Annotated in this window: 32 protein-coding genes and 1 pseudogene; 24 read left to right on the top strand and 9 right to left on the bottom strand. The window is 63.7% G+C overall.

From position 1 onward, the window contains the following. Positions 1-281 (bottom strand): hypothetical protein (locus ACH2DW_RS11610; RefSeq protein WP_394929911.1); only part of this gene is annotated, 281 nt, incomplete at its 3' end. Next, positions 278-1,048, bottom strand: a complete 771-nt coding sequence (locus ACH2DW_RS11605; RefSeq protein ID WP_394929910.1) for a GNAT family N-acetyltransferase — start codon at positions 1,046-1,048, stop codon at positions 278-280. The genes ACH2DW_RS11610 and ACH2DW_RS11605, both read right to left, overlap by 4 nt. Positions 1,049-1,176: 128 nt before the next feature. Between ACH2DW_RS11605 and ACH2DW_RS11600 the strand changes: the two genes are divergently transcribed. Together ACH2DW_RS11600 and ACH2DW_RS11595 are read left to right on the top strand one after the other, a co-directional pair. Next, positions 1,177-2,652, top strand: a complete 1,476-nt coding sequence (locus tag ACH2DW_RS11600; protein WP_394929909.1) for a CCA tRNA nucleotidyltransferase — start codon at positions 1,177-1,179, stop codon at positions 2,650-2,652. A gap of 60 nt (positions 2,653-2,712) precedes the next feature. After that, positions 2,713-5,082 (top strand): EAL domain-containing protein, encoded by a 2,370-nt coding sequence (locus ACH2DW_RS11595; protein ID WP_394929908.1) that lies wholly within the window; start codon positions 2,713-2,715, stop codon positions 5,080-5,082. Between the two features lie 40 nt (positions 5,083-5,122). On the opposite strand, the gene ACH2DW_RS11590 is transcribed toward ACH2DW_RS11595, so the two are convergent. The 3 genes from ACH2DW_RS11590 to ACH2DW_RS11580 form a co-directional block, all read right to left on the bottom strand. Next, entirely contained in the window at positions 5,123-6,334 is a 1,212-nt protein-coding gene (locus tag ACH2DW_RS11590; RefSeq protein WP_394929907.1) for a cation:proton antiporter, read from the bottom strand. 21 nt (positions 6,335-6,355) lie between these two features. After that, on the bottom strand, positions 6,356-6,838 hold the full coding sequence (locus tag ACH2DW_RS11585; RefSeq protein ID WP_394929906.1) for a cation:proton antiporter regulatory subunit: 483 nt from the start codon (positions 6,836-6,838) through the stop codon (positions 6,356-6,358). A gap of 85 nt (positions 6,839-6,923) precedes the next feature. Beyond that, positions 6,924-7,526, bottom strand: a complete 603-nt coding sequence (locus ACH2DW_RS11580; protein ID WP_394929905.1) for a class I SAM-dependent methyltransferase — start codon at positions 7,524-7,526, stop codon at positions 6,924-6,926. A gap of 21 nt (positions 7,527-7,547) precedes the next feature. On the opposite strand from ACH2DW_RS11580, the gene ACH2DW_RS11575 reads away from it, so the two are divergent. The 13 genes and pseudogenes from ACH2DW_RS11575 to ACH2DW_RS11515 all read left to right on the top strand — a co-directional run bounded on the left by ACH2DW_RS11575 (position 7,548) and on the right by ACH2DW_RS11515 (position 18,104). Further along, a complete protein-coding gene (locus tag ACH2DW_RS11575; RefSeq protein ID WP_394929904.1) occupies positions 7,548-7,943 on the top strand; it encodes a DUF5318 family protein in 396 nt (131 codons plus the stop codon). A gap of 92 nt (positions 7,944-8,035) precedes the next feature. Then, entirely contained in the window at positions 8,036-8,587 is a 552-nt protein-coding gene (locus ACH2DW_RS11570; RefSeq protein ID WP_394929903.1) for a DUF192 domain-containing protein, read from the top strand. A gap of 218 nt (positions 8,588-8,805) precedes the next feature. Continuing rightward, a complete protein-coding gene (gene rpsF / locus ACH2DW_RS11565; RefSeq protein ID WP_394929902.1) occupies positions 8,806-9,138 on the top strand; it encodes a 30S ribosomal protein S6 in 333 nt (110 codons plus the stop codon). A gap of 31 nt (positions 9,139-9,169) precedes the next feature. Next, the gene (locus ACH2DW_RS11560) at positions 9,170-9,631 is read left to right on the top strand and encodes a single-stranded DNA-binding protein (protein ID WP_394929901.1); all 462 of its coding nucleotides are present in this window, start codon (positions 9,170-9,172) and stop codon (positions 9,629-9,631) included. 98 nt (positions 9,632-9,729) lie between these two features. Beyond that, positions 9,730-9,984 (top strand): annotated as a pseudogene (gene rpsR / locus ACH2DW_RS11555) (30S ribosomal protein S18); the annotation flags it as partial. Positions 9,985-10,178: 194 nt separating this feature from the next. Further along, the gene (gene rplI / locus ACH2DW_RS11550) at positions 10,179-10,628 is read left to right on the top strand and encodes a 50S ribosomal protein L9 (protein WP_394929900.1); all 450 of its coding nucleotides are present in this window, start codon (positions 10,179-10,181) and stop codon (positions 10,626-10,628) included. A gap of 212 nt (positions 10,629-10,840) precedes the next feature. Beyond that, positions 10,841-12,226, top strand: a complete 1,386-nt coding sequence (dnaB, locus tag ACH2DW_RS11545) for a replicative DNA helicase (RefSeq protein ID WP_394929899.1) — start codon at positions 10,841-10,843, stop codon at positions 12,224-12,226. A gap of 66 nt (positions 12,227-12,292) precedes the next feature. After that, positions 12,293-13,189 (top strand): hypothetical protein, encoded by an 897-nt coding sequence (locus ACH2DW_RS11540; RefSeq protein ID WP_394929898.1) that lies wholly within the window; start codon positions 12,293-12,295, stop codon positions 13,187-13,189. Then, complete coding sequence (locus tag ACH2DW_RS11535; protein WP_394929897.1) at positions 13,182-13,970, top strand: Fpg/Nei family DNA glycosylase; 789 nt, start codon at positions 13,182-13,184, stop codon at positions 13,968-13,970. Before ACH2DW_RS11540 ends, ACH2DW_RS11535 begins: the two co-directional genes overlap by 8 nt. A 22-nt stretch (positions 13,971-13,992) precedes the next feature. Beyond that, complete coding sequence (locus ACH2DW_RS11530) at positions 13,993-14,631, top strand: hypothetical protein (protein ID WP_394929896.1); 639 nt, start codon at positions 13,993-13,995, stop codon at positions 14,629-14,631. Positions 14,632-14,793: 162 nt separating this feature from the next. After that, positions 14,794-15,477, top strand: a complete 684-nt coding sequence (locus tag ACH2DW_RS11525) for a hypothetical protein (RefSeq protein WP_394929895.1) — start codon at positions 14,794-14,796, stop codon at positions 15,475-15,477. An 82-nt stretch (positions 15,478-15,559) separates the two neighbouring features. Then, positions 15,560-15,730 (top strand): hypothetical protein, encoded by a 171-nt coding sequence (locus tag ACH2DW_RS11520; RefSeq protein ID WP_394929894.1) that lies wholly within the window; start codon positions 15,560-15,562, stop codon positions 15,728-15,730. Continuing rightward, positions 15,723-18,104: a transketolase-like TK C-terminal-containing protein gene (locus tag ACH2DW_RS11515; RefSeq protein WP_394929893.1), complete on the top strand. Its 2,382-nt coding sequence runs from the start codon at positions 15,723-15,725 to the stop codon at positions 18,102-18,104. Before ACH2DW_RS11520 ends, ACH2DW_RS11515 begins: the two co-directional genes overlap by 8 nt. Positions 18,105-18,160: 56 nt before the next feature. On the opposite strand, the gene ACH2DW_RS11510 is transcribed toward ACH2DW_RS11515, so the two are convergent. After that, positions 18,161-18,865: an NAD(P)H-hydrate epimerase gene (locus ACH2DW_RS11510; protein ID WP_394929892.1), complete on the bottom strand. Its 705-nt coding sequence runs from the start codon at positions 18,863-18,865 to the stop codon at positions 18,161-18,163. Then, the gene (locus ACH2DW_RS11505) at positions 18,856-19,296 is read right to left on the bottom strand and encodes a PaaI family thioesterase (RefSeq protein WP_394929891.1); all 441 of its coding nucleotides are present in this window, start codon (positions 19,294-19,296) and stop codon (positions 18,856-18,858) included. The genes ACH2DW_RS11510 and ACH2DW_RS11505 overlap by 10 nt, the downstream gene beginning before the upstream one ends. Positions 19,297-19,341: 45 nt before the next feature. On the opposite strand from ACH2DW_RS11505, the gene ACH2DW_RS11500 reads away from it, so the two are divergent. Further along, positions 19,342-20,043 carry an alpha/beta fold hydrolase gene (locus tag ACH2DW_RS11500; protein ID WP_394929890.1) on the top strand — a complete coding sequence of 234 codons (702 nt, stop codon included), beginning with the start codon at positions 19,342-19,344 and terminating at the stop codon, positions 20,041-20,043. 109 nt (positions 20,044-20,152) lie between these two features. On the opposite strand, the gene ACH2DW_RS11495 is transcribed toward ACH2DW_RS11500, so the two are convergent. Then, positions 20,153-20,857, bottom strand: a complete 705-nt coding sequence (locus tag ACH2DW_RS11495; RefSeq protein WP_394929889.1) for an alpha/beta hydrolase — start codon at positions 20,855-20,857, stop codon at positions 20,153-20,155. A 96-nt stretch (positions 20,858-20,953) separates the two neighbouring features. Between ACH2DW_RS11495 and ACH2DW_RS11490 the strand changes: the two genes are divergently transcribed. From ACH2DW_RS11490 to ACH2DW_RS11460, 7 genes are all read left to right on the top strand, one after another. After that, on the top strand, positions 20,954-21,484 hold the full coding sequence (locus ACH2DW_RS11490; protein ID WP_394929888.1) for a MarR family winged helix-turn-helix transcriptional regulator: 531 nt from the start codon (positions 20,954-20,956) through the stop codon (positions 21,482-21,484). Positions 21,485-21,537: 53 nt separating this feature from the next. Next, positions 21,538-22,146 carry a sigma-70 family RNA polymerase sigma factor gene (locus ACH2DW_RS11485; RefSeq protein ID WP_394929887.1) on the top strand — a complete coding sequence of 203 codons (609 nt, stop codon included), beginning with the start codon at positions 21,538-21,540 and terminating at the stop codon, positions 22,144-22,146. Then, the gene (locus tag ACH2DW_RS11480) at positions 22,146-22,412 is read left to right on the top strand and encodes a zf-HC2 domain-containing protein (RefSeq protein ID WP_394929886.1); all 267 of its coding nucleotides are present in this window, start codon (positions 22,146-22,148) and stop codon (positions 22,410-22,412) included. Before ACH2DW_RS11485 ends, ACH2DW_RS11480 begins: the two co-directional genes overlap by 1 nt. Before the next feature lie 63 nt (positions 22,413-22,475). Next, positions 22,476-22,934: a hypothetical protein gene (locus ACH2DW_RS11475; protein ID WP_394929885.1), complete on the top strand. Its 459-nt coding sequence runs from the start codon at positions 22,476-22,478 to the stop codon at positions 22,932-22,934. Between the two features lie 105 nt (positions 22,935-23,039). Beyond that, complete coding sequence (locus ACH2DW_RS11470; RefSeq protein WP_394929884.1) at positions 23,040-23,195, top strand: hypothetical protein; 156 nt, start codon at positions 23,040-23,042, stop codon at positions 23,193-23,195. A gap of 13 nt (positions 23,196-23,208) precedes the next feature. After that, on the top strand, positions 23,209-24,153 hold the full coding sequence (gene tilS / locus ACH2DW_RS11465) for a tRNA lysidine(34) synthetase TilS (RefSeq protein ID WP_394929883.1): 945 nt from the start codon (positions 23,209-23,211) through the stop codon (positions 24,151-24,153). Positions 24,154-24,214: 61 nt separating this feature from the next. Further along, positions 24,215-24,721 carry a hypothetical protein gene (locus ACH2DW_RS11460; RefSeq protein WP_394929882.1) on the top strand — a complete coding sequence of 169 codons (507 nt, stop codon included), beginning with the start codon at positions 24,215-24,217 and terminating at the stop codon, positions 24,719-24,721. A 28-nt stretch (positions 24,722-24,749) separates the two neighbouring features. Here the strand turns inward: ACH2DW_RS11460 and ACH2DW_RS11455 are convergent, their stop codons facing one another. Continuing rightward, positions 24,750-25,142, bottom strand: a complete 393-nt coding sequence (locus tag ACH2DW_RS11455) for a LysM peptidoglycan-binding domain-containing protein (RefSeq protein ID WP_394929881.1) — start codon at positions 25,140-25,142, stop codon at positions 24,750-24,752. A 138-nt stretch (positions 25,143-25,280) separates the two neighbouring features. Between ACH2DW_RS11455 and ACH2DW_RS11450 the strand changes: the two genes are divergently transcribed. Further along, positions 25,281-26,210 carry an alpha/beta fold hydrolase gene (locus tag ACH2DW_RS11450; RefSeq protein WP_394929880.1) on the top strand — a complete coding sequence of 310 codons (930 nt, stop codon included), beginning with the start codon at positions 25,281-25,283 and terminating at the stop codon, positions 26,208-26,210. Positions 26,211-26,217 lie beyond the last annotated feature (7 nt).

The following is a 26,217-nucleotide window of genomic DNA, read 5'->3' as shown; positions in this document are numbered from 1 at the left end:
GTCGTTGTGGTCGCGGGGGCGATGTCGGCGCTGGCGTCGAGTGTTCCGCTCAGCCGGTAGACGAGGCGGAGCTCGTCGCCGGCCCCGAGGGTGAACTCTTGCTCGATCAGCTCGATCGCCACTCCGCTGGACTGGCGCACTGCACTCGGCGCCGCGGACGCTGATGATGCGACCGGGTCGCTGAGCGCAGTGATGGTTCCCGCACCGAGCGACAACGCACCAATGGCCAACCCAATCATCGATCGGCGGATCCGAGCGGGCGGCGCGCCGGGCTGGCTCATCGAGCACCACCGTGCCGGTGAAGGTCGTCGCCCGTCAACTCCAGGATGGCGAGCGTTTCGGAACGGCGCCGAAATCCGAGGTCTGCATACAGCGCGAGCGCCGCTTCATTGTCAAGCGCGGTGTTGACCATCGCGGTCATCGCGCCCCGGCGCTGCATCCAGCGCATCGAATCGGCGACGAGTCGGCGAGCAATTCCCCGACGACGGAGTTGCGGATCCACCGCGAGCCGCTGGAGGTAACCGAAGACTCCCGACTGACCGGTCAGCGCGAATCCGCCGACGTGTGGACCGCCGTTGACGTCGTTCACAGTGACAACCCGTGCTCGATGGCGTGGGGTGGCGTCCGTGATGTCGTTGAGCGACCGGACGTCGTTGCCCCACGGGTCGCCGAACGCGCGGCGGTCGAGCGCAGCGACGTCTGGCAGGTGCGAGGCACGGAGCCGTTGTGTTTCGGACCGTTGACGGCGCGGGGAGCGAGTCGACGTGGGAGTCAGCGGTGCCTCGAGCAGGGCAAGGGTGTCGATCGGCCGAAAGCCAACTTCGGTGAACGAGGCGGCTGCCGCGGGGAACATCGCGCCGGTTCGAATGGCTCGGACATCGGGGTCATTGGTGATCGCGTTGGCCGTCCAGGCGCGAACTGACTCTGGGGTCGGGATCATGTGGTGGTCGAGCAAAATGACCTGGGTGACGTCAGGTTCGTACGGCCAGCGAGCAAACCTGGCGCGCACGTGATCGTGGAGCCCTCGCCCCTCGGTCGTGTCGGTCACGAGACCGACGCTACTGCGGCGAGGGCCTGTCCAGGAGTCGCAGAACTGTCGTGGTGCTGCGCGGGTGCGGGCGCGGTTCGGCGACCATCAGCGCGCTTGCGCGACGAATCGCCATATCGTCTGGCCCCGTGGTTCCCGATCGTTTTGCACCCGTGCTGCGCGAGCTCGCACCGCTGACTGAGCGGTTTCGCGCTGCCGGTCATCGCTTGTACCTCGTTGGCGGAACCGTGCGGGACCTGCTGGTCGACTCCGGTCGAGCCGATTTTGATCTCGACCTGACGACTGATGCGCGTCCTGATCAGATCAAGGCATGCCTGGACGGCTGGGCCGACGCAGTCTGGAATCAGGGCGAGAAGTTCGGCACGATTGGTGCCCACAAGCTCAACCCTGAGACGGGTGAACAGCGGCCGTACGAAATCACCACATTCCGCGCCGAGGCCTACACCGACGATTCCCGCAAGCCCCATGTTGTCTTCGCCGATGAGATCGAGACCGACCTTTCGCGTCGCGACTTCACGGTCAACGCGATGGCTCTCGAACTCACCGGCGACAGTGCGTCGGGTGGGGGAACACCGGTCTTGGTCGACCCATTCGATGGTGCCGTCGACTTGGCAACTCGGACACTCCGGACGCCGATGGGACCGGATGTCAGTTTCAGCGACGACCCGCTGCGGATGTTGCGGGCGGCACGTTTCATCGCTCGCTACCAACTCCAGCCGTCTGATGAACTTGTCGCGGCGGTGAAGGCAATGGCTGATCGGCTCGAGATCGTGTCGGCTGAACGAATCCGCGACGAGCTCGACAAATTGATGGTGGTTGATCACCCATCGCCAGGGCTCTGGTTCCTCATCGAAACGGGACTGGCCGACCAATTCTTTCCCGAACTGCCAGCGATGCGCCTTGAACACGACCCGATTCACCGCCACAAGGACGTACTGACGCATTCCCTTGCAGTGGTGGAGAACGTGCGGCCACTCAGCGAGAACCCCGCGATCGTCTCGGGCGAGCGACCCGAGTTCGATTTCCGCCTCACCCGGTTGGCCGCGCTGTTCCACGACATCGGCAAGCCGCGCACACGCGGCTATCTCGAAGGCAAGGGCACCACGTTTCATCATCACGATGCCGTGGGTGCTCGAATGACGAAGAAGCGGCTGTCGGCGCTGCGATACTCGAATGACGATGTGGCGGCAGTGACCGAACTGGTTGCGCTGCACTTGCGCTTCCACACCTATTCGATGGGGTGGTCCGATTCAGCAGTGCGCCGTTACGTGCGTGACGCGGGTCCACTCCTCCAGGAACTGAATGTGTTGACTCGCTGCGATTGCACCACACGCAACGCTAAGAAGGCGGCACGGCTGTCGCGACGGATGGACGAACTCGAGGCGCGGATCGACGAGTTGGCCGCGCAAGAAGAGCTTGCGGCGTTACGGCCCGAGATGGATGGCAACGAGGTGATCACTCATCTGGACATCACGCCGGGCCGTGATGTCGGCGAGGCGATGAAGTTTTTGATGGAAGTTCGTCTCGAAGACGGCCTCATCGGCGATCGTGCCGTCCGAGCGCGCCTCGACGCGTGGTGGCGAGAGCGTCACGCCGACTCCTGACGTCACCGTTCCTCATTTCCTCGAGGAAGAAGTCGAGGAAGAAGTTCAGGAAGGGGAGACATGGGCATCCTCGAACGAGGCGCCGCCACGTCGTACTTTGTGCACGTGCGGACGGGCGAGGCGAGACGGCGGACGGTGCGTGCCTCGTGGCTGTTGCTGCCCCTCGTGGTGGTTTCTGTCGGTTTGATCTCGATGGCAGCATTGGTCGCGGCGAACGAGCCGGCGGCCAACACGACGCTGGTCGTTGCCGCCGTTGGCGTTGTCTCGATCGTTGCGGTGGTGGTGACGTGGCTCGAGGCCCGACATTTTGGGCGTCGGTTGCGGACGACGATCGACGAGCTTTCTGTCACTCAGTCGGACCTGCGCCAGTTGCTCGACGACTTGCCAGATGCAGTGATCGGCCTCGATGAACGCGGCAAGATCAGCTCTGCCAATGGCAAGGCAGCCGCCCTGACGGGTCGGTCGGTCGACGACCTCATCGGACGAGGATTCCTTTCGATGATCGGTGAGGCTGACAGAAAGTCGGTGTCGGAGCGGTGGCAGCGCGTTGACCTTGGCAATCGTGTGCCTGCTGTGCATGCTGGCGTGCGTAGCCCTGGTGATCTGGCGGTGTTTGAACTCGTCGATGTCAATGGTGAGCCACACTTGGTCGAGGCGTCGTTGCATGTGTCGCAGAGCGATCACGGCAACGTGGTGTTGCTTCGCGATGTGAGCGATCGCAAGCGGACGACGGCAGCTCTGGAGCAGGCGCGCCGCCGGTTTCAGCAGGCGTTCCACTCAGCTCCGACCGGGATGGCGCTGGTGCGTCTCGACGACGGCCGCATTGTCGACGCCAACCAGCCATTGGCCCAGATGCTGGGTCGACCGCTCGACGACATGCTCGGGCAGCCGATTCGCACGATGACCCACCCAGAAGATCTCGCGTCGGCAGCACGTCAACGGGCGCAGCTTGAACTGGGTATCGCTGACTCATACGCACTCGAGCAGCGGTACTTGCGGGCTGACGGCGAGTATGTCTGGGCGCGGACGCGAGTCTCGGTGACCGAGGACGAGGGTGTCGCATTGGCGATTACACACATTGAAGACATCACCGAGCAGCGACGCAATGCCGAACTCCTCACTCACGCTGCAACACACGACGACCTCACCGATCTGCCGAATCGCACGACACTCGTCGGGCGGCTTGACGCGTTGCTCGCAGTGGCCCAGCCGGGGCAAGTCGCGGTGCTGTTTATCGACCTGGACAATTTCAAGATGGTCAACGACAGCCTCGGACACGGGGTCGGCGATCAACTCTTGCGCGAGGTTGCTCGACGATTCCGTGGCGTGATGCGTGACAGCGACCGATTGGCACGCTTTGGTGGCGACGAGTTCGTGGTCTTTGTTGAGCGCGTGGCCATCGGTGGAGAGGACACTCCGAGTGGCGCGTTCGTCGACCCGGCCGCGGTGGCTGATCGACTCCGCCGATCAGTCATGGAGCCGATCACGATCGACGGGCACGAGCTGATTGTCACCGCCAGCATCGGCTTTGCTGTCAACGCTGCAACCGACCTCACCGCCGATGACCTGCTGCGCGATGCCGACGCAGCGATGTATCGGGCCAAGGCTGCTGGTCGCGATCGGGTCGAAGCATTCACTGCGGCCACGCGCAAGGCGTCTGTGGGCGCGCTCCAGCTCGCATCAGAACTGCGCCGGGCCATCGAGCGCCACGAGATCGTTCCGTACTTCCAACCGATCGTCGATCTGAGTTCTGGAGAGGTCGTCAGCTTCGAAGTCTTGGCGCGTTGGCTGCATCCCGATCGGGGTCTGCTGATGCCAGCGGAGTTCCTTCCAGCCGTCGAGGCGGGCGGCCTCCTCGTTGACTTCGGCGCGATGATGTTGCGCGACTCGCTGGCACAACTTGCGCGCTGGCGCGCTGCGGGAACCAGATTCCGGCGATGCGGTCTGTCGGTCAACGTGGCAACACAGCAGTTGGCTGACAGCAACTTCATCGATGTGGTGCAGACAGCGCTCGGCGAGACCGGCATCGATGCTGACTCGCTGTGGCTTGAGATCACAGAGACCACACTGATGGAAGACTCCGTTGCGGCAGGTTCGGCGTTGCGTGAGCTACGCGGCCTGGGCCTCCACATCGCCGTCGATGACTTCGGAACCGGATACTCGTCGCTCACCTATTTGAAGCGCTTCCCGGTCGAGACGATCAAGATCGATCGGTCGTTCGTGTCGGGCTTGGGTCTCGAAGCTGACGACACATCGATTGTCGAAGCTGTTGTGCGACTTGGTCACTCCCTTGGTCTGAGTGTCGTGGCCGAGGGTGTCGAAACACCGCTCCAGCTCACCCGATTGCGTGAATTGCAGTGCGACAACGGCCAGGGCTACCTCTTCGGCCGTCCCCGCCCCGCGGCCTTGGTCGAATACGAACGGGTCTGACGCGATCGGTTTCACGCCGCGCTGAACATGGTCCTGGATGTCAGGTGACGGGGCTCGGTTCGGAGCGCTTCCACATGCGTGCCGGCAGGTTGATGCGGTCGGCGTACTTCGCTGCAAATGGCGCTGCGATCGCCGTGATGAGCACGTATCCGGCCACCAGCGCCCCGAGTTCAGGGCCGTCAGCGAGGCTCGCTCCCAATGCGGCGATCACAATCGAGAACTCGCCGCGAGCAATCAACGTGGCACCGGCACGCATGCGACCCTTCCCGGCTGCGCCGACACGCTTGGCTGCGTACCAGCCGGTGGCGAACTTGGTGATCGACGTGACGACTGCGAGCGCGATTGCCGGGAGCAGTGAATCGAGGAGTTTCGACGGATCGACCTGGAACGAGAAGAAGAGGAAGAAGATCGCAGCGAACAGGTCGCGGAGCGGCGAGATGAGGTTCATCGCTCGGACTTCAGCTTGACCCGAGAGCGCGAGTCCGACGAGGAAGGCGCCGATCGCGCCAGACACTTCGAGGCGTTGTGCAATGCCGGCGACGAGCAACGTGACGCCGAAGACGCCGAGCAGCAGGGCCTCGTCGGAACCACCGATCAGCGCGTCGCTGAGGCGGCGACCCCACAACAGTGCCACCAGCAGAATGACGACCACGACCGTCAGAGCGATCGCGACACTGGTCAACGTGGCGACCAAGGTGCCGCCGACGATTACGGCAGCGATCACTGGGAGGTAGATCGCCATCGCCAGGTCTTCGATCACCAAGAGGTTCAAGATGGCGGGCGTTTCGCGGAAGCCCAGGCGTTGCAGGTCGCTCAGGATCTTCGACACGACACCCGACGAAGAAATCCAGGTTGCTCCACCGAGCAGGACCGCAGCCAGTGGTGACCAACCGAGGAGCAAACCTGCCGCCACGCCAGGCAGTGCATTGAGCAACATGTCGATCACGCCGACCAAGGTCCCAGTGCGCAGACCGTTGCGAAGCTCCACGTCGGAGTACTCCAAGCCGAGCGTGAACAGCAGGAGGAGCACACCGATCTCAGCGATGATCGAAATGAAGTCCTCGGTGACGTCGAGCTGTACGAGGCCGCCTTCGCCGAGCATGAGTCCCGCGAGCAGGTAGAGCGGTACCGCGGTGATGCCCAAGCGGCCGGCAACCCGCGCGAGGACTGCGAGTCCGAGTACGACGGCGCCGATCTCGATAAACGCAAGCGCGGTTTCGGTGCTCCCAGCAGCGAAGAGCGCAAGGGTCATAGGATGCGTTGTCGAGTTGGCTCAGTTGGTGAGCTGGTCGCGCAACAATGCGAGACCTTCCGTGGTGCCGACCGCGACAGCGGTGTCGCCGATCTGGAAATCGAACTCGGGGTCGGGTGCCGGGACCGACTGATCACCACGGATCACCGCGACGATCGAGGCACCCGTGCGTGTCCGGTACTCGCCGTCGCGGATTGTTGCACCGATTGCTGGCGAAGAATCGGTCAGAGCGATCCACTCGATGGCAAGGCCGTCGATGTTTTGCTGCACTGCGGCAACTGCTTCGGTGACCTGGCTGGCGCCGAGCAACTCAGCCATCGTGCGCGTGTCTGACGCCGACAGAACGACCATTGTTGAGCAGGCGTCTCGATCGTTGCGGTCGTAGACGACCATTTCGCGTCTGCCGTCGCGATGGACGATGACACCAACACGTTCACCGGTGTCGGTGTCGAACTCGTGGCGTACTCCGACGCCGGGAAGCTTGGTCTCCTGGACTTCGGCCATCCGTCCATTGTCGCACGTTTCCGGCCGTTTCGGTCACGCCGTCGATGCGGTCCGTTTCCCCTCTGTTGACCGAGGAAAGCTGGTGTCAGCTGCCTTCCTTGCGGGCCCGCATGATGAGCGTGCTGGGCACGTTTCCGGACGAGCCGACTTCGTCGACCCGATCGACTCGGAAATTTGATCGGCCGAGAGAGGTGAACCAGTCGCTGATCGAGCGGGCGGTCACACCGTAGGGCGTGGCGTCGCTGACGACGGAAAATGGGTGAGTGACCGAGATGACGAACGGCATGCTCGGAATGAGGATGCGGTGCACCTGGCGGAGCAGGCGGCTGAGATCGTCGACCTTTTCGATGGTGTGGGCGGCGACGACGACGCTCACCGTGCCGGAGGTGATCTCGCCGAGATCGGCCAAGTCGGTGGCGTGACATTGCACGCTGATCTCTGCCGCCTCAGCGCGCGCACGCATGTCGGCGATCTTGTCGGCGTCGGGGTCGACCGCGATGGCTTTGGCGCCTGACTGCGCGAACTCGACAGCATTGAACCAATCGGAGATACCGAGTTCGACGGCGCGCAGACCGCCGCTCACGTCGCCACTCAGACGCAGCTCGGCGTCCGTCGGAATGCCGTCTCCATACCTGATGTTTGCAACCACACCCCCAGTGTGCCCGCTCCGGGCGGCACGTGTGCGCATTGGGCTCTATCCTCGACCTTCATGTCCTTCTCGGTCGGCGCGATTCGTGGCACCGATGGTGGGGCGCGGGGCATCGTTGACCATCGGCTCGCCCGTCGCATGCTGATCAGCGAGGTCAAGCGAGGGCGGCTGCGCGAAGAGGCGGTGTGCGATGCGCATCCCGAGTTGATCCGGGCAGCCCGCAATGTCGGTACCCAGACGTCCACGGTCTGCCCGATCTGTGAAGAAACCGAACTCAAGTTGGTCACATACGTGTTCGGGCACGGACTCCAGGCGCAAGGACATTGCGTGTCGACTGCTGAACAGATGCGCCGGATCGAAGCCCGGTCGACCGAGGCGAGTGCCTACGTGGTCGAAGCGTGCGTCGAATGCCGCTGGAATCACCTGCTCCGCATCCTTCCCGTCGGCGGAACGTGAAGGGTCACGCGTTCGCGGCGCTGACTGCGGCCGCCTTCATGAGTGCCGCGTGCTCGAGTGATTCTGACGTTGCCGCGCCAGATTCTCGCGTCGTGGTTGCACCGACCGTGGTTGCATCGACCCAGGTTGCACCGACGGTTGCGACAGAAGCGCTTGCTGACATCGAGTCGGGCACAACCGTGCGCGACGTGGACGTGCAGCCCGCGGGGTTCACGACGGCGATGATCGAAGTCACCAAGGTCGACGGCACGGTGTGTGAGCTGTGCATGTGGTTGGCGGACACCGGTGACGAGCGGGGGCAGGGCTTGAAGGGCGTCACCTCGCTGGGCGCACCGGAGGGCATGGCGTTTGTCTGGGACGAGCCGACGACCGGTTCGTTCTTCATGTTCCAGACCGTCACGCCGCTCTCGATTGCCTGGTTCGATGCGCCCCTCGCTCGTGCTGGCGGTGCTCTGGTGTCCACGGCGGACATGGAGCCGTGTGTGTCGGAGAACTCAACTGACTGCGAACGCTTCTCTGCAGGAGGTGACTACGTGCTGGCGATTGAGGTCTTTCAAGGCGATCTCGCGTCGATCGGCATCACCGCTGGGTCGACCGCTCGGCTGCTCCCAGGAACCGAAGCCACCAACTGTCCGCTCGGCTGAGGCCACCCATCTCTGTGAGCGCGCGTCTCTACGGTGGGTTGCATGCAGTCGAACCGAAACGAAGCCTGGCGCGCGACGCAGTGCCTCCCGGTAGCATTGCGCGGTCCATTACATACCCTGCCCCTCTGCCCAACCCCTCGTGAGTTGGAGTCCGGGGCTCCCCATCTCTTCACGCTTGGACACCGTGAACGTGGGATCCGAAGGGAGAACAACACCGCATGAATCGTGCGTACGAAATGATGGTCATCATCGACGGCGACGTCGATGATCCCAAGGCACAGTCTTGGATGAAGACGATCACCGATGGAGTCGAGAGTGTCGGCGGTCAGCTGCACGAGAAGATCGACTGGTGGGGCAAGCGTCAATTTGCCTACCCGATCAACAAGAAGCCGTCTGGCTACTACCTCGTTGCTCAGATCGTCGCCGCGCCCGGCGCGCTTGACGAATTGGAGCGCCAGCTCCGTCTTGCGGACGACATCGTCCGCCACAAGCTCATCCGTCTGCCCGAGGAAGAAGCAGCACGCCGCGGCATCACCGTGGAAGCTGCCTGATCCGGCTCGGCAATCGCCAAAGGGGAATCACATGGCACAGGACAACACCGTCACACTCACCGGGAACCTCACTAAGGATCCCGAGCTTCGTTACACCACGGGGGGCCGTGGTGTCGCCAGCTTCGGCCTCGCCGTCAATCGCCGCTATCAGGTGAATGGCGAGTGGCAGGAGCAGGTCTCATTTTTCAACGTGGTTGCTTGGGCAGACCTCGGTGAGAATGCTGCGGCCAGCCTGCACAAGGGCAACCGCATCGTTGTTACCGGTCGACTCGAGCAGCGCTCGTATGAGACTCGCGAAGGCGAAAAGCGCAATGTCACCGAAGTGATCGCCGACGACCTCGGTCCCAGCCTCCGCTGGGCCCAGGCACAAGTCGAGCGCATCTCTCGCGATTCTGCCGATGGTGGCGGATTCAGCGGCGGTGGCAGTGGCAGTGGCGGCGGCGCACAGAAGCCTGCATCTGATCCCATCTACGGCGACGAAGAACCGTTCTGAGCAGCACTCGCTGCTGACACCTCTCGTCGACGCACAGCTCGACGTCATCCATTTCGAAATTCAGTCGAACATCATTTTCCAGTCAGGAATATCTCACTATGGCCAGTAAGAAGAACAAGGCCCGGTCGGCGCGTGACGCCAACCCCCGCAAGTTCAAGAAGAAGACCAGCGTCCTCATCATCGACAAAGTCGAGTACATCGACTACAAGGACGTTGATCTGCTCCGTCGCTTCATGAGCGACCGCTCCAAGATCAAGAACCGCCGTGTGGCAGGCAACGACCTGCAGCAGCAACGCGAGGTCGCGAATGCGATCAAGATCTCTCGCGAAATGGCACTCCTGCCGTACGCCACTCGTGTTGCCTCAACCCGCACCGGCGGCCGTCGCGATCGCGACGACCGTGGCCGCGGCCGCGACGAAGGTCGCGACGAGAACTCGGAGAACACCGAGAACACCGGTGACGAGTCCGTCGAGTCAACCGATACCTCCATCGACGCGACGACAGTTGTCGAGTCAACCGAGACCACAGAAGTGGAGGCCTGAGCAACATGAACGTCATTCTCCGCAGCAAGGTCGAGGGTCTCGGCCAGCGCGGCGACATCGTCGATGTCGCCCAGGGCTACGCCCGCAACTTCCTGTTCCCGAAGGGTCATGCCATCAAGGCGTCGGCCGGTGCACTGGAGCAAGCAGCCAAGATGCGTGCGTCACGCGATTCAAAAGATCAGAGCGCTCGCGAGGCCGCGACGGCCATTGCCAGCACGCTGGTGCCGAAGACGATCACCGTGTCGGCCAAAGCATCGGGCGAAGGCAAGCTCTTCGGTTCGATTCACGCCGCCGAGATCGCTGCCGCGATCAAAGAGCAGACCGACATCGATATTGATCGCAAGTCAATCGAGGCCGATCACAACATCAAGACCACCGGTCAGCACACGGTCACTGCGTCGCTGCACCACGACGTGTCGTTCCCGATCACCCTCGAGGTGGTTGCGGCCGACTGAACCCGGCGACGGGTTTTCTGTGCGGTTGCTGACGCAATCGCATGATCGACATGCCGAGGGCGTGTCCTGCCGATGCGGCAGGGCGCGCCCTTTGCTTTTCCACAGGCCGTCCACAGCAATTCATCCACAGGCGTGAGTCATTTGTCCACAGGCAAGTCCCAGGGTTGTTCCCCTATCGCCGCACAGGAAAGTCCAGCAAGAATGGGGTCCTCATGAGCAACGACGTCGAGTACGGCCAATTCGGGGGTAGCGCGCCATCCCGCCCGGCCGGAGGCTCGGGGCGCGTTCCTCCTCACAACCTCCAGGCTGAAGAATCGGTACTGGGAGCGTTGCTGTTATCGCGCGACGCGATTGGTGTCGTCGGCGAGGCCGGGCTGAACGTCCGCGACTTCTACAGCCCTGCTCACCAGCACATCTTTGACGCTGTCCGCTCGCTGTATTCATCGTCGGGCCCGGTCGATGTCGTCACCGTTGCCGACGAGCTTCGACGCCACAACCTGCTTGATGAACTCGGTGGCATGGAACGCCTGAACGAGCTGCAGAACGCGACGCCGTCGGTGTCGGGCGCTGAGCACTACGCCAAGATCGTGATGGACACGGCCCTGCTCCGGCGCCTCATCCATACCGCTGGTGAGATCACCGACCTCGCTTTCAGCGAGCCTGATGACGTCACGAAGGCTGTCGACTTGGCCGAGTCCAAGATGTTCGAAGTCGCCGAAGACAAGGTGGTCGACTCGACGCGTGAGATCGGCGACCTGCTCAACGCCACCATGGACGAGCTTGAAGCCAACTTCGAGCGCGGCGACACCATCACTGGCGCCGCGACCGGCTACGACGACCTCGACGAACTGCTGTCTGGCCTGCAACCGAGCACCCTCAATATTGTCGGTGCCCGTCCGGCGATGGGAAAGACCGCGTTCGGATTGGGCTTAGCCACCCACATTGCGAAGAACGAGTCGAAGCCGGCGCTGGTGTTCTCACTCGAGATGGGGCATTCAGAGCTCACCCAGAGAATCCTGTCGAGTGAAGCGAAGGTCGACTCGACCAAGCTGCGCACCGGGAAGTTGACCGAGAGTGACTGGTCGAAGATCGGCCTCGCCGTCGGCCGACTCGAAGTGCCGCTGTTCCTCGACGACAACCCGCAGGTCACCGTCATGGAGATCCGAGCCAAGGCGCGACGCATCAAGGCCCAACATGGTGGCCTGTCGCTGATTCTCATCGACTACTTGCAGCTCATGTCAGGTTCCGGCCGATCGGAGAACCGTCAGCTTGAGGTGTCCGAGATCAGCCGAAACCTCAAGGTGTTGGCCCGTGAGCTCGAAGTGCCGATCGTTGCGCTGTCTCAGCTCAGTCGTAACTTGGAAGCTCGTTCGGACAAACGACCGATGCTTGCTGACCTTCGTGAGTCCGGCTCGTTGGAGCAGGATGCCGACGTGGTGATGTTCCTGTACCGCGACGAGGTGTACAACCCCGAGTCGCCCGACAAAGGCTCCGCCGAGGTCATCGTCTCCAAGCATCGTGCTGGACCGATCGGCACGAAGCGCCTTGTCTTCCTTGGCCAATACACGCGCTTCGATAACGCCGCACGTTCGATGTAGTCGAACCTGCGGTTTGAGCCGCAGATGGTGACTGGACCGTGATCGGTCGCCATCTACGCTGTGGCTATGAGTGATTCGGCAGCCCTGACTGCCCGAGCAGGGGTTGCCGGCCATGACCTGGTCGGTTGGATGATGTGGGACCCAAGAGCCATTGCCGGGTACCAGGCGCTCGGCGTTCCCGATGGCATCGGCTGGATCGTGGCATGGCGGCTCGCATCGCTCGGCGATGTGAACCCAGGGGTCGCAGCGGCGGCTGCGTATTCGATCAACCCCAGCGTGATCAGAAACGTCATGAAGCTCTACCAAGACGCCACCGATGTCGACTCAATCCTGGGTGTCCGCGATGCTGCGGTCCAACCGGGTCTGGATGAAATTGCGCCCGGTCTCTCCGGTGGTCTCGCCGAGCTTGCAGCACCGCTGTGGCGCGGCGTGGATGCTGTGCACTTCGGCGCCCGGCCCATGTTTGCTGCGCATCGCGAGCTGCCGCGTCCCGAGGAGACGAACTCCGCGTTGTCGGCATGGCTTGCGGCGAACTGTCTGCGCGAGTTGCGCGGTGACAACCACTGGGCCCTGTGCGCGAGCGAGGATCTCGATGACGTCGAGGTCGGGCTTCTTCACTCGGTCATGGTCGACATCGAGGAGTACGGCAGCGAAGAGTGGATTGCTCGAAGCCGCGGCAATGACGACGAGGCGATTGCAGCTGCGTGGGCGCGACTCGAAGTCAAAGGTCTGGCATCGGGCGGTGCGGTCAGCGACGAAGGCCGGAGATTCCGACTCGACCTCGAAGCCCGCACCGACGCACTCACCGCCCCCGCTTGGGACGCGGTCGGCGCCGAAGCGACACGCGCCTTCTGCGAGCTGATCGAACCGCACCACGACGCGTTTGTGGCCCGAATCGATGCCACGGCTGGCCCGCGCTGGATGCCAGCGGTGCGGGTGAAGGCACGACAACCCGATGCCTGAGGGTGACACACTTCGGCGAGCAGCCGAGGTGTTGACGCCGGTGCTTGAAGGTCAGATCGTGACCGACCTGTGGTTCAAGAAGCTGCGCGGCTATCGACCACGAGTCGGCGACACGATCCACAGCGTCGAGGCGGTCGGTAAGTACCTCTTGATTGAGTTCGACCGCAAGCTTGTTCTGCATACTCACCTCGGCATGACTGGTTCGTGGCGGGTCGCCCCGCTCGACCGTGCCCGCCCGCGCGACCCGAAGCTTCGAATTCTCATCGAGACTGCAGCAGGCCGTGCCCTCTGCTTCGCAGCACCTGACATCTCGACCCACATCTCAGGGTCGGGCACCGCTCCAGCCGATCGGCTTGGCCCGGACCTGAGCAACGACGACGTCGACGTCGACGAGGTGCTCGCGCGAAGCCGTCGGCGAGCGAGTGAAGCCACCACCCTGGCCGAGCTCCTCCTCGACCAGCAGGTAGCGGCGGGTGTCGGCAACGTCTTCAAGAGTGAAGCGCTGTTCGTCGCTGGCCTGCATCCGTTCACCTTGGTGAACGAGGTGACCGATGAGCAGCTCGCGAAGCTTTGGTCGATCGCTCATCGTCAGCTGGTTGTCAATCGAGACAAGCCGTACCGATCAACCACCGGGCCTGGAAGCCCCGACCGGACCCATGTCTACGGCCGTCATCACTTCGCCTGCCTCCGATGCGACAACGCTGTCGCGTTTTCCGCAGCGGGGGAGCGCACCGCCCGCAGCACCTACTGGTGCCCGTCGTGCCAACCCGTCGCTCGCTGAGTCGCCGTGCAAGGCTGTACGCATGACGACCGGTGAGCTTTCCGAACGCTCGTTGGGCTGGCTGCGATACCTGCATCGCAAGGCGCATACGCCCGACGACTGGTCGCGCGGTGGCCAGCCACATGCGCACTGGGATGACCGCTCGGACCCACCGATGGCCAGCTGGCACCGCTTCGATCTCGTCGACTCGGCCTACGCCATGGGGCTCATGGCGCACCGCACACCGGCATGGACCGAGCCGTATGTCGCGATTCTCGATCAACTCATCGACCGCCACACTGGCTGGTGGTCGGCGGCGGACTGGCTGACGCAGTTCGGCCACGACCCCGATCAGGCCAACTACCCCGACCTGTATCGGCTGTTCATCCCGCCCGAGCTGTGGGGTGAGTACGACGTGCCGGGTTGGACCGCCAATGGCACCGAACCGTATGGCGTGCAGATGGACCCCGTTGCGGCGGACGGAATGCTGTTCTACAAAGGCTTCTTCCTCGTCCTGCTTGGCATCAGGTCGATGGTCGCCAACGGTCCGAGCGACGAGGATCGATGGAACGAGCCGTTCGAGATGATCCGCGATGGTGAGCACACCTTCACCTGGACGCACTCCGAGATCGCCGACCATTTGCGACGGCAGTGGCTGGCAGCCCCCATCGGGTGTCATTGAGAAAACACCAAGGTCTGGCCATTTTGACTGGCCGGAGCTGGCCTCGGTCTGAGGCTGCACGACAATCGACACGAGACAGATCACGCTGCAGCGGCGTTCGATCCGTGGTGGAACTATGCCCGCGAGCACTACCTCGATTTGGCGGCCGACGTCGAGCCGACGATGACGACGCTGTACTACGACCCGGTGCTCGACGTGCACCATCGTCTGCCCGTCAGCCTCGCGATGACCACGGCGTACTACGCGATGCCGCAGCACCCGAAGGATGCACGACGACTCTTCGACGCTGCGTGTGCGGCGATGGGCCTCGACCGCGAGATCGAGACGACACTCAACCCGAGCCGGAGCTATGGCTCGGCGCTGGTGATGGCCAAGGAGTGGGGTCTCGACGACATCGTTGAACGAGTGTCGGCGGCCGTCGACGCGTCGTTTGAGCCGACCTGGGACACCACACGGGGCGAGTTCACGTGGGGCATGGGTCTCGGCGAACCGCATCCCCGCGGTCAATTCAACGCTTTTCTTGCCGCCGCAGAGGCAGCGGGCCCGGGGCGGTGGACAGCGCTGTCAGCAGCACCGCTTGCACCATGCCCACAGATCGTCGACGTCGACTTCCCGAACGTGGCGTTGACGCGGGCGGAGTGGCACGGAGAGACCCTGTTGCTCACGATGGCTCCTCTTGAGCCCGACTCGAACGCGTGGACCGAGTTCCGTATCGTTGGCGTCGAGCCTCGCCGCTGGTCGGTCAATGGCATCGAAGGTGCCACGACCGATGTACAGAGCAACTCCGTTGTTGTCCGTCTTCCACGCGTTGCCGGCAATCTCGAATTCATGCCCAGCAGTGACTGATCTCCCGGAGTCGGTGATTCTTCACGCCTCTCGCGCGGGCGTTTCGCCGGCAGGCCTGAAGTGAATGAGGCAGACTGGGGTGGTGAACGACGAGGTGGACCGGACCGATGTACTGGGTCGCGCGGCCACCGCTGACCGGCTCGACGGATTGGCCGACGTCGCCGAACTCATGGATGATGTCGACGGTGCGGTGCGGCTCCGCTGCCAGGCGTCCGAGCTCCGTGTCGCAGCGATGCGGCTGCTCGATGAGTGATGAACCTGCCGGGTCGAACGATCAAGCTGGCGCAGTGAGTCCCACGCCAGACCTGGAGACGCTGCGCAGCATCGAGCAGCGCGTGCTCTGGCTTGCGACGCGGATCATCGACCACGCGAACTCGCGCAGCGCGACCGATGTGAAGGTTGGCGGTCACCAAGCGTCGAGTGCCTCGATGGCGTCGATCATGACGGCGCTGTGGTTCGCGCACTTGAACGGCAACGACAAGGTTGCCGTCAAGCCGCACGCCTCGCCGGTGTATCACGCCATCAAATACCTCACTGGCGAACTCGACCGGTCCTACCTCACGACCCTGCGTCAGCGCGGCGGTCTGCAGGCCTACCCGTCGCGCACCAAAGACCCTGACGTCTCTGATTTCTCGACCGGCTCAGTCGGTCTTGGCGCGGTCGCACCGCTTTTCTCGGCGCTCACCCGTCGTTATGTCGAGTCTCATTTCGGAGAGCAGTCGCCTGCACGCTTCATTGCGCTCGTCGGCGACGCCGAGCTCGATGAGGGCAACGTTTGGGAAGCCATCGCCGACCCTGCCACGCAGGAGCTCGGCAATTTCACGATGGTCATCGACCTGAACCGTCAGAGCCTGGATCGAGTGATCCCCGACATCGCAGCCGTGCGACTGAAACGGTTCTTCGCCGACGCCGGCTGGCACGTCGCTGAAGCGAAGTACGGCAGCCGACTCAGCGCTGCGTTTGCCGAGCCGGGTGGCGATGCGCTCGAGGCACACATCGACTCGATGCCGAACGAGGCGTATCAGGAGCTGTTCGCGCTGGAGGGTGCTGACGTCCGCCACAAGTTCCTCGTTGACGCAGGCGAGACGGTGCGCAATTTCGTGGGCGGCCTCGATGACGCTGAGCTCAAGCATCTGGTCACTGACTTGGGCGGTCACGATCTGGGGTTACTTGTCGACACCTTCCGCGAATGTGATGCCACACCGGAGCAACCCTCGGTGGTGTTTGCCTACACGATCAAGGGTCACGGCCTCCCGATGGCGGGTGACCCGATGAACCATGCCGCGCTGCTGTCGCCCGATCAGGTTGATGCGTTTCGCCGCGAACTCGGGCTTGATGCCGGCACGGAGTGGGATCGTTTTGATGCCAACTCGCCAGAAGGTCGACTCTGTCGCGCGGTCGGTGGCGATATCAACAACGCGCCACCCACGCCGCGCCCGGTCCTCCCGGTGCCGACCGCTGCTCGCTCGACGGTCACCAACGGCGCCACGTCAACCCAAGAGGCGTTCGGTCGTGTCCTGGCCTCGCTCGCGGACGTGGAGGGTGTTGGTGATCGCCTGATCACGACCGCGCCCGACGTGTCGATCTCGACCAACCTCGGCGGCTTCATCAACAAGCGCGGCGTCTATTCCCACGCAGAACGTGACGATCATGGCGGCGCCGACCGACTGCTGAAGTGGGCGCCCGGACCGACCGGTCAACACATCGAACTCGGCATCAGCGAGATGAATCTGTTCATGTTGCTCGGCCAGCTCGGACTGAGCCACGATCACCACGGTCAGCATTTGCTTCCGGTTGGGACGGTGTACGACCCGTTTGTACTGCGTGGGCTCGATGCGTTGATCTATGGCATCTACAACGATGCGAAGTTTGTCGTTGCGGGTACGCCCGCAGGCGTCACGCTCGCACCCGAAGGCGGCGCGCATCAGTCGACGATCACAGCGTCGGTGGGTGCGGAGCTGCCGAACATCACCTACTTCGAGCCGGCTTACGCGAGTGAGGTCGACTGGCTGCTCTGTGACGCTCTCGATCAGCTCAGCCGCCCCGACGGGACGAGCGGCTATCTCCGGCTGTCGACGCGGCCGATCGATCAGGCACCGTTCGCGAATGTGTTGGCGATGATGGGGGAAGAGCGGCTGCGGTCCCAGGTGCTGGCCGGCGGCTATCGCCTCGTCGACGGTCCGGAAGACGGCCGACCCGGCGTCACGATTGCCACGACGGGTGCCATGGCACCCGAGGCGCTTGCCGCGGCGGCCGAACTCGACAGCGAAGGAGTGCAGGCAACCGTCGTCCACCTCACCAGTCCGGACCGGGTCTACCGCAGTTGGCGCGCCGGCTTTGCCCAGTCCGCGGCGACAGCGCGCGTCGTCCGCGCACCCAGCCAGCTCCACCGACTCGTACCAGCCACAGAGCGACGCCGACCGGTCGTCAGCGTGCACGACGCGGCCAGCCACAGCTTGGCGTGGATCGGCTCGGCGCTCGGCACTCGCCAGTACACCCTCGGTGTTGATCGTTTCGGCGAGTCAGGCACCATTGCTGACCTGCACGAACTGACCGGCATCGATGCCGGAAGCATCGTCAACGCCGCGCTGATCGCCGTCAGCGAAGTCGATCCCTACGACGACTGAGTCACCGTGGTGCTTGTGAGGTGCCGCGCGGACTGGACGTCATCGCCTGCTGAGTGTCAGATGATCCTGAGTATCGACCCGCGGCGGAAGTCCGGTGCTGGGGACCCGTAGGCCGCGGCGACGGACCGGGGCACAGAGATGTCGGCGAGGTAGAGCGCACCGACGACGTCGGCGTCACGCATGCCGACCTTCGGCAGTGCCAACGTCAGGGTCGCACCGGCTCGGACCACCGCGCCCGGTGTCGCGCCGGTGGTGACGTCGAGTCCACTCGGCGCGTCGAGTGACACCACCATTGCCGGGTGGTCGTTGATGGCGTCGATCAATGCTGCACTGCGACCGCTCGGTGCACCGCGCAGCGAGTACCCGATGAGGGAGTCGATGATCACGTCGGCCTCGCCGAGTTTGGGTTCGGTCGGTATTCCCATGCGGCGCAGGATGTCGAACTGGTGGGCAGGCACCGGCGACAACTCGTCGCCGGGACGGGTGGTCGTGACGGTCACGTCGACGCCGGCGTTGGCGAGGTGTCGAGCGGCAACGAGTCCGCCGCCACCATTGCCACCAGAGCCTGCGGCGACCGCGACTCGCATGGGCGCAGCCAGATCAAGCACGAGCCGAGCGAGGTTGCGACCGGCGTTCTCCATCATCTGCAGCAATTCGATCCGGAGATCTTCAATCATCGTCCGATCGACCTCGATCATGTCGGTCTCGGTGATCCAGGCGACGTCTCCGGGATCGATGATCGGGTGCATGGTCACAGCCACATGTAGGTCGTTGTGGAACTCGCTGCGCGTTTGCCGTTCGGCAGGAAGAGATCGATCTGACCGAAGACCAGTGAGCGACCAGGTTTGGTGACATACGCATCGAAGGTCACGGTGCCGATGTCTTCGGGTACGCCGCGTTCGAAGTTGGTGTTGAGGGACACTGTCGTGAAGCTGCGGTCTGGCTGATCGAGCGACATCATCACGAACACCATGCCGGTGTCCATGCAGCCGAGAATTGCCTGGCCACACATCACGCCGCCGCCATGCGTGATGTGATCGACAACGTCGACTTCGAACCGCACGCGTCCAGTCGTCGCGTGGACGATCCGCAGGTTGAGGTCGTGGATGATCCCGGCGCCCCCTTCGGCAAAGTTCGCCGAGATGCGTTCGATCATGGCGGGGTCGGATTCGGCGACGTCAGTGGTGTTCACGCGTCGGACATTAACGATGGGACGCTGCTTGGCTACGGTCTCGGCGTGCAGCTCAACACCATCCGCCGCGGATCCGGCGACCCGATTGTCTTCATTCACGGCATGGGGACCGCCGCGTCGACGTGGGACGCGTGCGCGGAAGCGCTTGCTGACCGGTACCTGACAATCGCTGTCGACTTGCCTGGTCATGGGGATTCACCGTGTCCCGAGGACCGAGCCGCGTTCACCCGCGACGCGGCGCTCGCCGACCTCGACCTCGTGCTGGCCGAACTTGGTGGTCCGGCGGTCCTGGTTGGTCACTCACTCGGCGGTTACTTGGCGCTGGCACACGCGGCGACTCGGCCCAATGTGGCGCGCGGCATTGTCGTGCTCAACACCGGTCCGGGCTTCCGCGACCCTGAGAAGCGGGAAGGCTGGAACGATCGTTCTCGCCGCAACGCCCATCGGTTTGGCGTGCCTGAACGCGTCGTTGATTTGAACTTGCAGCAGGACTCGGTGGTGATGGATCGACTCGCTGAGACGACCACGCCGACGCTCGTTCTTGCGGGCGGTGCCGATCGACCGGAGTACACCGGCTCGGGCCAGTACCTCGAACGCAAGATGCCTGACGCCAGGCTCGTCGTCCTCGATGGCGGCGGCCATTCGATGCACGAAGACACCCACGCCATCGAAGTCGCCACTCTCGTCGCCGACTTCACCGCCGCCCTCCCTGACCAACGACGACGACCTTGGCGGATCGATTCTTGAGGAGTTCCAGAAGTGAAGACATTGCACCCAATCATCGGAGAGTTCGGCGGCCGACTTTAGTGGTCCACCCTCCAACCGCGCGGGACACCGCAACGCTCGCAAGCAATCCTCAGATGCCGAGTACCTCGGGGAGCCATGCTTGGAGTCGCTCAGCGATCACGTCGTCGCTTTTCGCGAGGAGGTGACCGTCGCCGGGCAGCATTTCGACGTCGCCGTGTCCGGCGATCGCCTGGACCATCAAGCTTGCCTCCGACGGCAGGATCTCGTCGCGGTCTCCATGGAACAACAGTAGCGGTCGCCCGCCAAGTGCTCCGGCGACCTCGCACCCGGCGGACTGTGTGGCGAAGGTGACCACGCCAGCAACTGACGCCGTCATCACCACCGCCGCGCGGATCGCCACCGCGCCGCCGAAGCTGTGGCCCATCACCACGACCCGCTCGGCGCCCGCATCGCGTGCCCACTCCACACCGCAGGCCAAGTCGTGGGCACACAGGTCCAAGTTGTTCGGCTCCCGGTAGCTGACGCGCAGCACGCGGACACCCCGATCTGACCACTCATCGCCCAGACGTTGGTACAGGCCATGCCCAGGCCCCAGCAGCCCGCCCATCGCTCCACCGCACATGACCAACGCCGCTGGCTTCGATTCAACCGCTGCAACGGGTTCGTGCCACAGCACGCTCAGCAACCCGCGCGACGTGTACACCTCGCGGTGGCGCAGCGACTCGGTAATCGACGTTTCGGCCGTGGCCAACGCGTGCAGCGCCTCGAGCGCCGTCGGGTTCTCAGGATCGCCTGCAGCGGGAGCGTCGGACACGCCGCTCATTGTCCCACGACAGGTTGATCGGAACCAACCATCAACGTGTCCTCCGTCACGTCGACAGCGAGAGTGAACCACTACGTTCGAAGTCTCATGACCCTGTCCGCCGACGCTCCGAGCTTCGATCTCAATAATCCAGTTGATCGCGACCACGCCCGGCGCATCGGCATGGCGTGGATCGAACTGCGTCGCGGGGCGGGTTCGGCCCGGCTCCGTGACTATTTCTTCGGTCGCGAAGAACCCCTCGAGCAAGGCCAGATGGACGCACTCGACTTGCTGATGCGACGCGACCGCACCATGTCGGGTCTCGCCGAACGACTCCGGATCGAACCGTCCACGGCCACTCGTGCCGTGCAGCGCATTGTCAACGACGGGCTCGCCGAGCGCTACCCGTCTGCTGACGACGGTCGGATTGTGATGGTCAAGGTCACCCGCAATGGCCGACGGCGGCACACCGCTGTTGCCAAACGCCGCGAGATTGCCATGGAGCGGATCATTGGTTCATTCGAGGCAGACGAGCGGGCAATACTCGCCGATCTGCTCGAACGACTCACAACCGCCATCGACGACGTCGTCACCGAACTCGACGCCGAGACCCACGCGGACACCGACCGACGGCCCTGAGATGCCGCGCCGCACCTGATCGCGTTCCAGGCCATCCGGTAAGGTCCGCCCCGATGGCTGACCAGGCGGTGTTTGCAGACCAAGCAATGGAGTTCGCTCCGCAGCTGTATTCCGCTGCCATGCGCATGACGCGCAACAAGGCCGATGCCGAGGACTTGGTCCAAGAGGCCTACCTCAAAGGGTTTCGCAGCTTCCACACCTTTACCGAGGGCACCAACCTGCGGGCCTGGCTCTTCCGCATCCTGACCAACACCTACATCAACAAGTATCGGGCCAAGCAGCGTCGCCCCGACGAGTCCGACCTCGGTGACATCGAAGACCTCTACCTCTACAAACGGCTCGGCACGTTTGAAGACGCATCGATTGGCCGATCGGCCGAAGAATCGTTGATGGAAATGCTCCCCGACGACGAGGTCAAACAAGCCCTCGAAGGACTCCCCGACAACTTCCGGCTGCCCGTGATCCTCGCCGACGTCGAAGGATTCGCGTACAAAGAAATCGCCGAAATGCTGGACATTCCCATCGGCACCGTCATGTCGCGGCTACATCGGGGAAGAAAGGCGATGCAGAAGGCGTTGCACACGTATGCCCTCGAACGCGGACTGGCCGAACCCGAACTCGACCCAGTTGGAATAGATGCAGCAGGGCAGGAGAACCACTGATGGACGCATGTGACACACCCGACTGCAACGAGACGCTCAAAGAACTCGACCTGTTCCTCGACGCCGAGCTGTCCGACGGGGCACGCGAGGCAATCCACCATCACCTCGACAGCTGCCCCGACTGCCTCAGTGCCTTCGACTTCCACGCCGAGTTGAAGCAGGTCATCCACAAGAAGTGCCAAGAGAACGAGATGCCTGCCGACCTGCTGTCGCGCATCGAGAAGTGCTTCGACACCGACTTCGACAGCGACGGCATCATCGGCTGAACTCGCGCTGACGAGTTCACGCTCGACAGCGCGCTGAGCTGATTGAACCGCCACCATTTCGACGTGGAGTCAATTGACGCAGTCGTCCTGCTCGTGGCCCTGGCCTCGACGTGGGCGATGACCGGGCTGATCTGGGTGATCCAGCTCGTGCACTACCCGATCTTCGACAGCATCGACCCCGGCGAAGCCGGTCAGGGCTGGATGCAGTTCGCGAACCGACACACCAGTTCGATCAGCCTCGTCGTCGGGCCGCTGATGCTCGCCGAAGGAATCACCGGGCTCTGGCTGGTCGTCGCCCCACCGGCCGACACCAGCCGACTCCTCCCCCTCATTTCACTGGGTCTGATGGCAGTCGCGTACGGCGTGACCGCATTCGTGTCCGCACCGCTCCACGGCCAGATGTCGCAGCGCTTCGACGCCCGACTGCACCATCGACTGGTGACCACCAACTGGATTCGCACCGCGGCCTGGACATCACGGGCGTGCGTGCTGGCCACACTGGCCTACGTTGCCATCACCTGAGCCGAGCATCTCACTCAAGTACCTGGGTCCGGTGGCGACGCCGCGCACACGACGCGGCACACAACGATGCATCGACCGGCCATTCGGGTCGATAACCTTCAGGCCATGTTGCTCGCAGCCGAGGTCTGGCATTGGTGGATTGGCGTCGCTCTCACGGGCGTCGGCATATTGATCGGCGTCGGCCTGATCGGTCTGTACCTCTCAACGGTGACGGCCAAGAAGTACCCCGGCCGCAAGCGCAGCCGCCAAAGCGACCTCTGAGTCCGCCCAGATCGTGACGATCGAGCCGGCCTCACCTGAGCCGGCAGCGATCGACGCCCACATCGCTGCCCTCCTCGCACGGTGCACCTTTGCCGCCCCCGGCACGATTGCGGTGTGTGCATTGTCAGGCGGCCCCGACTCGGCCGCACTGGTTGCCCTGGCTGTCGCTGCTGACCTCGATGTGCGCACGGTGCACGTCGATCACGGCCTTCGACCCGACTCGGCCGACGACGCATCGATCGCCCAAGGCATTGCGGACCGGTTCGACGTGCCATTCCGATGCGAACGCGTCGAACTTGCCGACGGCGCCAACCTCGAGTCGCGTGCCCGAGCTGCACGACGCGCTGCGGTCGGCGTCGGCGCCCTCACCGGCCACACAGCCGACGATCAGGCCGAAACCCTGCTGCTGCGCCTCCTGCGCGGCGCCGGTGGTGCTGGACTCGCTGCGATGAGCCCGGGGCCGACCAAACCCATCCTGGCGCTGCGCCGCACCGAGACCCACGAGCTCTGCACGTTGCTCGACCTGACGGTTGCTGACGATCCGACCAATACCGACGGGCGATTTCGCCGCAACCGGATGCGCCACGATGTCATCCCACTGCTCAATGACGTCGCCGATCGAGACGTCACCGCATTACTAACCAGGTCGAGCACGCTGCTGCGAGAAGACGAAGTGTTGCTGGACCAACTCGCCGCCGAGCTTGATCCCACCGACGCACGGGGCTTGGCCGCAGCGCCGCTCCCTCTCGCCCGACGATCGGTGCGCCAGTGGATTCTCAGCACCACTGTCAACGACGACGACCCGCTCAACCGTCATCCGCCCGACGCGGCGACTGTCGAACGGGTCCTTGCCGTTGCTCGCGGCGACGCCACCGGGTGCGACGTTGGGGCGGGATGGCGTGTCGAACGAACACAACAACGGCTGCGACTTTTCTCCCCCACGCCAACGAGCGGGTAGCCTTGCTCCTCGGTATGACGACGGTCGCAGGAACTCTCCCACTTCTCGAAGGTGCGCGCTGATGCCTCCTCGTCTGCGCGGCAAGTGGGCCCTCGGCATCACTCCCCGCAACTTCACCTGGATCCTCAAAGACAAGCTCGCAATCTGCGAGCGTCCCGGCGGAGTCGGCGACAGCCATCGTCGCGTCCGACGCCAAGAAGAGATCATTTGGCTGCGCGAGAACGGCTTCGGCTGCGTCATTTCGATCATCTCGGCACCGAGCAACCTGCACAACTACGACGAGTTGCAGCTGCCCTACCGACACCGCGCCTTCAATCAGGACAACCTCGACGCCTACCTCACGCGTCTGTACACCGAGATTCACGAACTCCTCAACCGCAACGTCAAGGTGCTGGTGCACGCCGAGGAAGTCAGCGATCGCATCGTTGGCGTCATGGGCGGCTACATCCGCTGGTCGGGCCTCGTCGAAGAGCCCACTCACGCCATTCAGGTCACCGAGCGTCTCTCAGGTCGGCAACTCGACCCGTTCGCGCGTGAAGTGATCATGAACGCGCACACTCTGCGCTGAGCACTTCTCGGGCTGCAGCCCGAAGGTGTTATTCGGCGACCGTCGTGACGAGGGCGTCCAGATCGGTGATCACGACAATGCCCGCAGGGATTTCAATAGTCTGTCCGGCCTGAATCGCGTCAGGGTCGTCGATGTTGTTCAACACGATGATCGACTGCACGGTGACGCCCGTTGCGCCGGCAATGATTGCCAACGTGTCGCCCCGCTTGATCGTGTAAAACTGACGCACTCCTTCCGGCAAGGTCGTGCCGGGGATGGTGGTCGTCGACGTTGTCGTGCGAATCGGCGGCAGCGGCTCAGTTGATGCCTTGTCCGTCGTTCCGCAGGCACCCGCAACGAGTGCCAGCACCACGGGGAGACTGGCCAAAGCAGCACCAGCGAGGCGGGGACGTGGACGTGTACGCCGATCGGTTCCCGTCATGTCGGACATGATAGGCGCCCTGACGACCAGCTTCCCGGCAGGCCCCACCAGTGCCCGTCACACCGATCCCAGCCGCCCGCGGCATCGTCACTCGCCCGGAATACTCTGCAGCACACCTCAGGACGTACCCTCGGCGACGTGAGCACCATTGCCGACAGGACCGTTGACTTTCCTGGCGCAGAAGCCCCTGCACGCCAGTACGACATCGACGCGAACGGCGTACGGATCGCCGTTCACGAGTGGGGCGACGCTGCAGCACCGCCGCTGCTTGCCGTGCACGGTGGATTCGACTTCGCCCGCACCTACGACCTGTTCGCACCACGCCTGGCCGCCGGCGGCTGGCGCGTCGTGGCCTGGGACCAACGCGGACACGGCGACTCCGAACACGCCGAGCTGTACTCGTGGGATGCCGACATGCGCGACGCCCTCGCGGTGTTCGACCACGTCAAGCCGGGCGAGCCGCTCCCCGTCGTCGGTCACTCCAAGGGTGGGGCATTGATGACCCAACTCGCCGATGCCCAACCGTTCCGGTTCACCCACCTCGTGAACATGGATGGCATCCCGTACAAGCGGAACATCCCAGACATCGCCGAACACGAACGCACGAAAATGATGGCGAGCGACATCGAAAGCTGGCTGGATCACCGCCGTCGCACCGCCGACCTGCAACGCAAGCCGGGCACGATCGACGAACTCGCCGCCCGACGCGGCCGCATGAACCCGCGACTCGAGATCGACTGGCTCCGCCGCCTGGTCACCACCGGCGGCTTCGAATCCGACGACGGCTGGCGCTGGAAGATCGATTCATCGATGCGTTTCGGTGGGTTTGGACCGTGGCGGCCAGAGTGGACACTGATGCGATTGCCCGGTCTGCCGATTCCGTTCTTCGGCATTCTCGGCTCCGAAATGGAAGAGATGGGCTGGGGAACACCACCCAAAAAGGTGCTGCCCTACATGCCGATGCAGGGTCGTTGCGAAGTGCTCGACGGCGTCGGCCACTTCGTCCACATCGAACAGCCACAGCGCGTTGCTGACCTCGTGCTCGACTTCCTCGGAGACGCACAGTGACCGCCTC

Origin of the sequence: uncultured Ilumatobacter sp. (assembly GCF_963980585.1) — a bacterium.
GTDB lineage: Bacteria > Actinomycetota > Acidimicrobiia > Acidimicrobiales > Ilumatobacteraceae > Ilumatobacter_A.
This window is presented reverse-complemented; position numbering and strand designations above follow the sequence as displayed.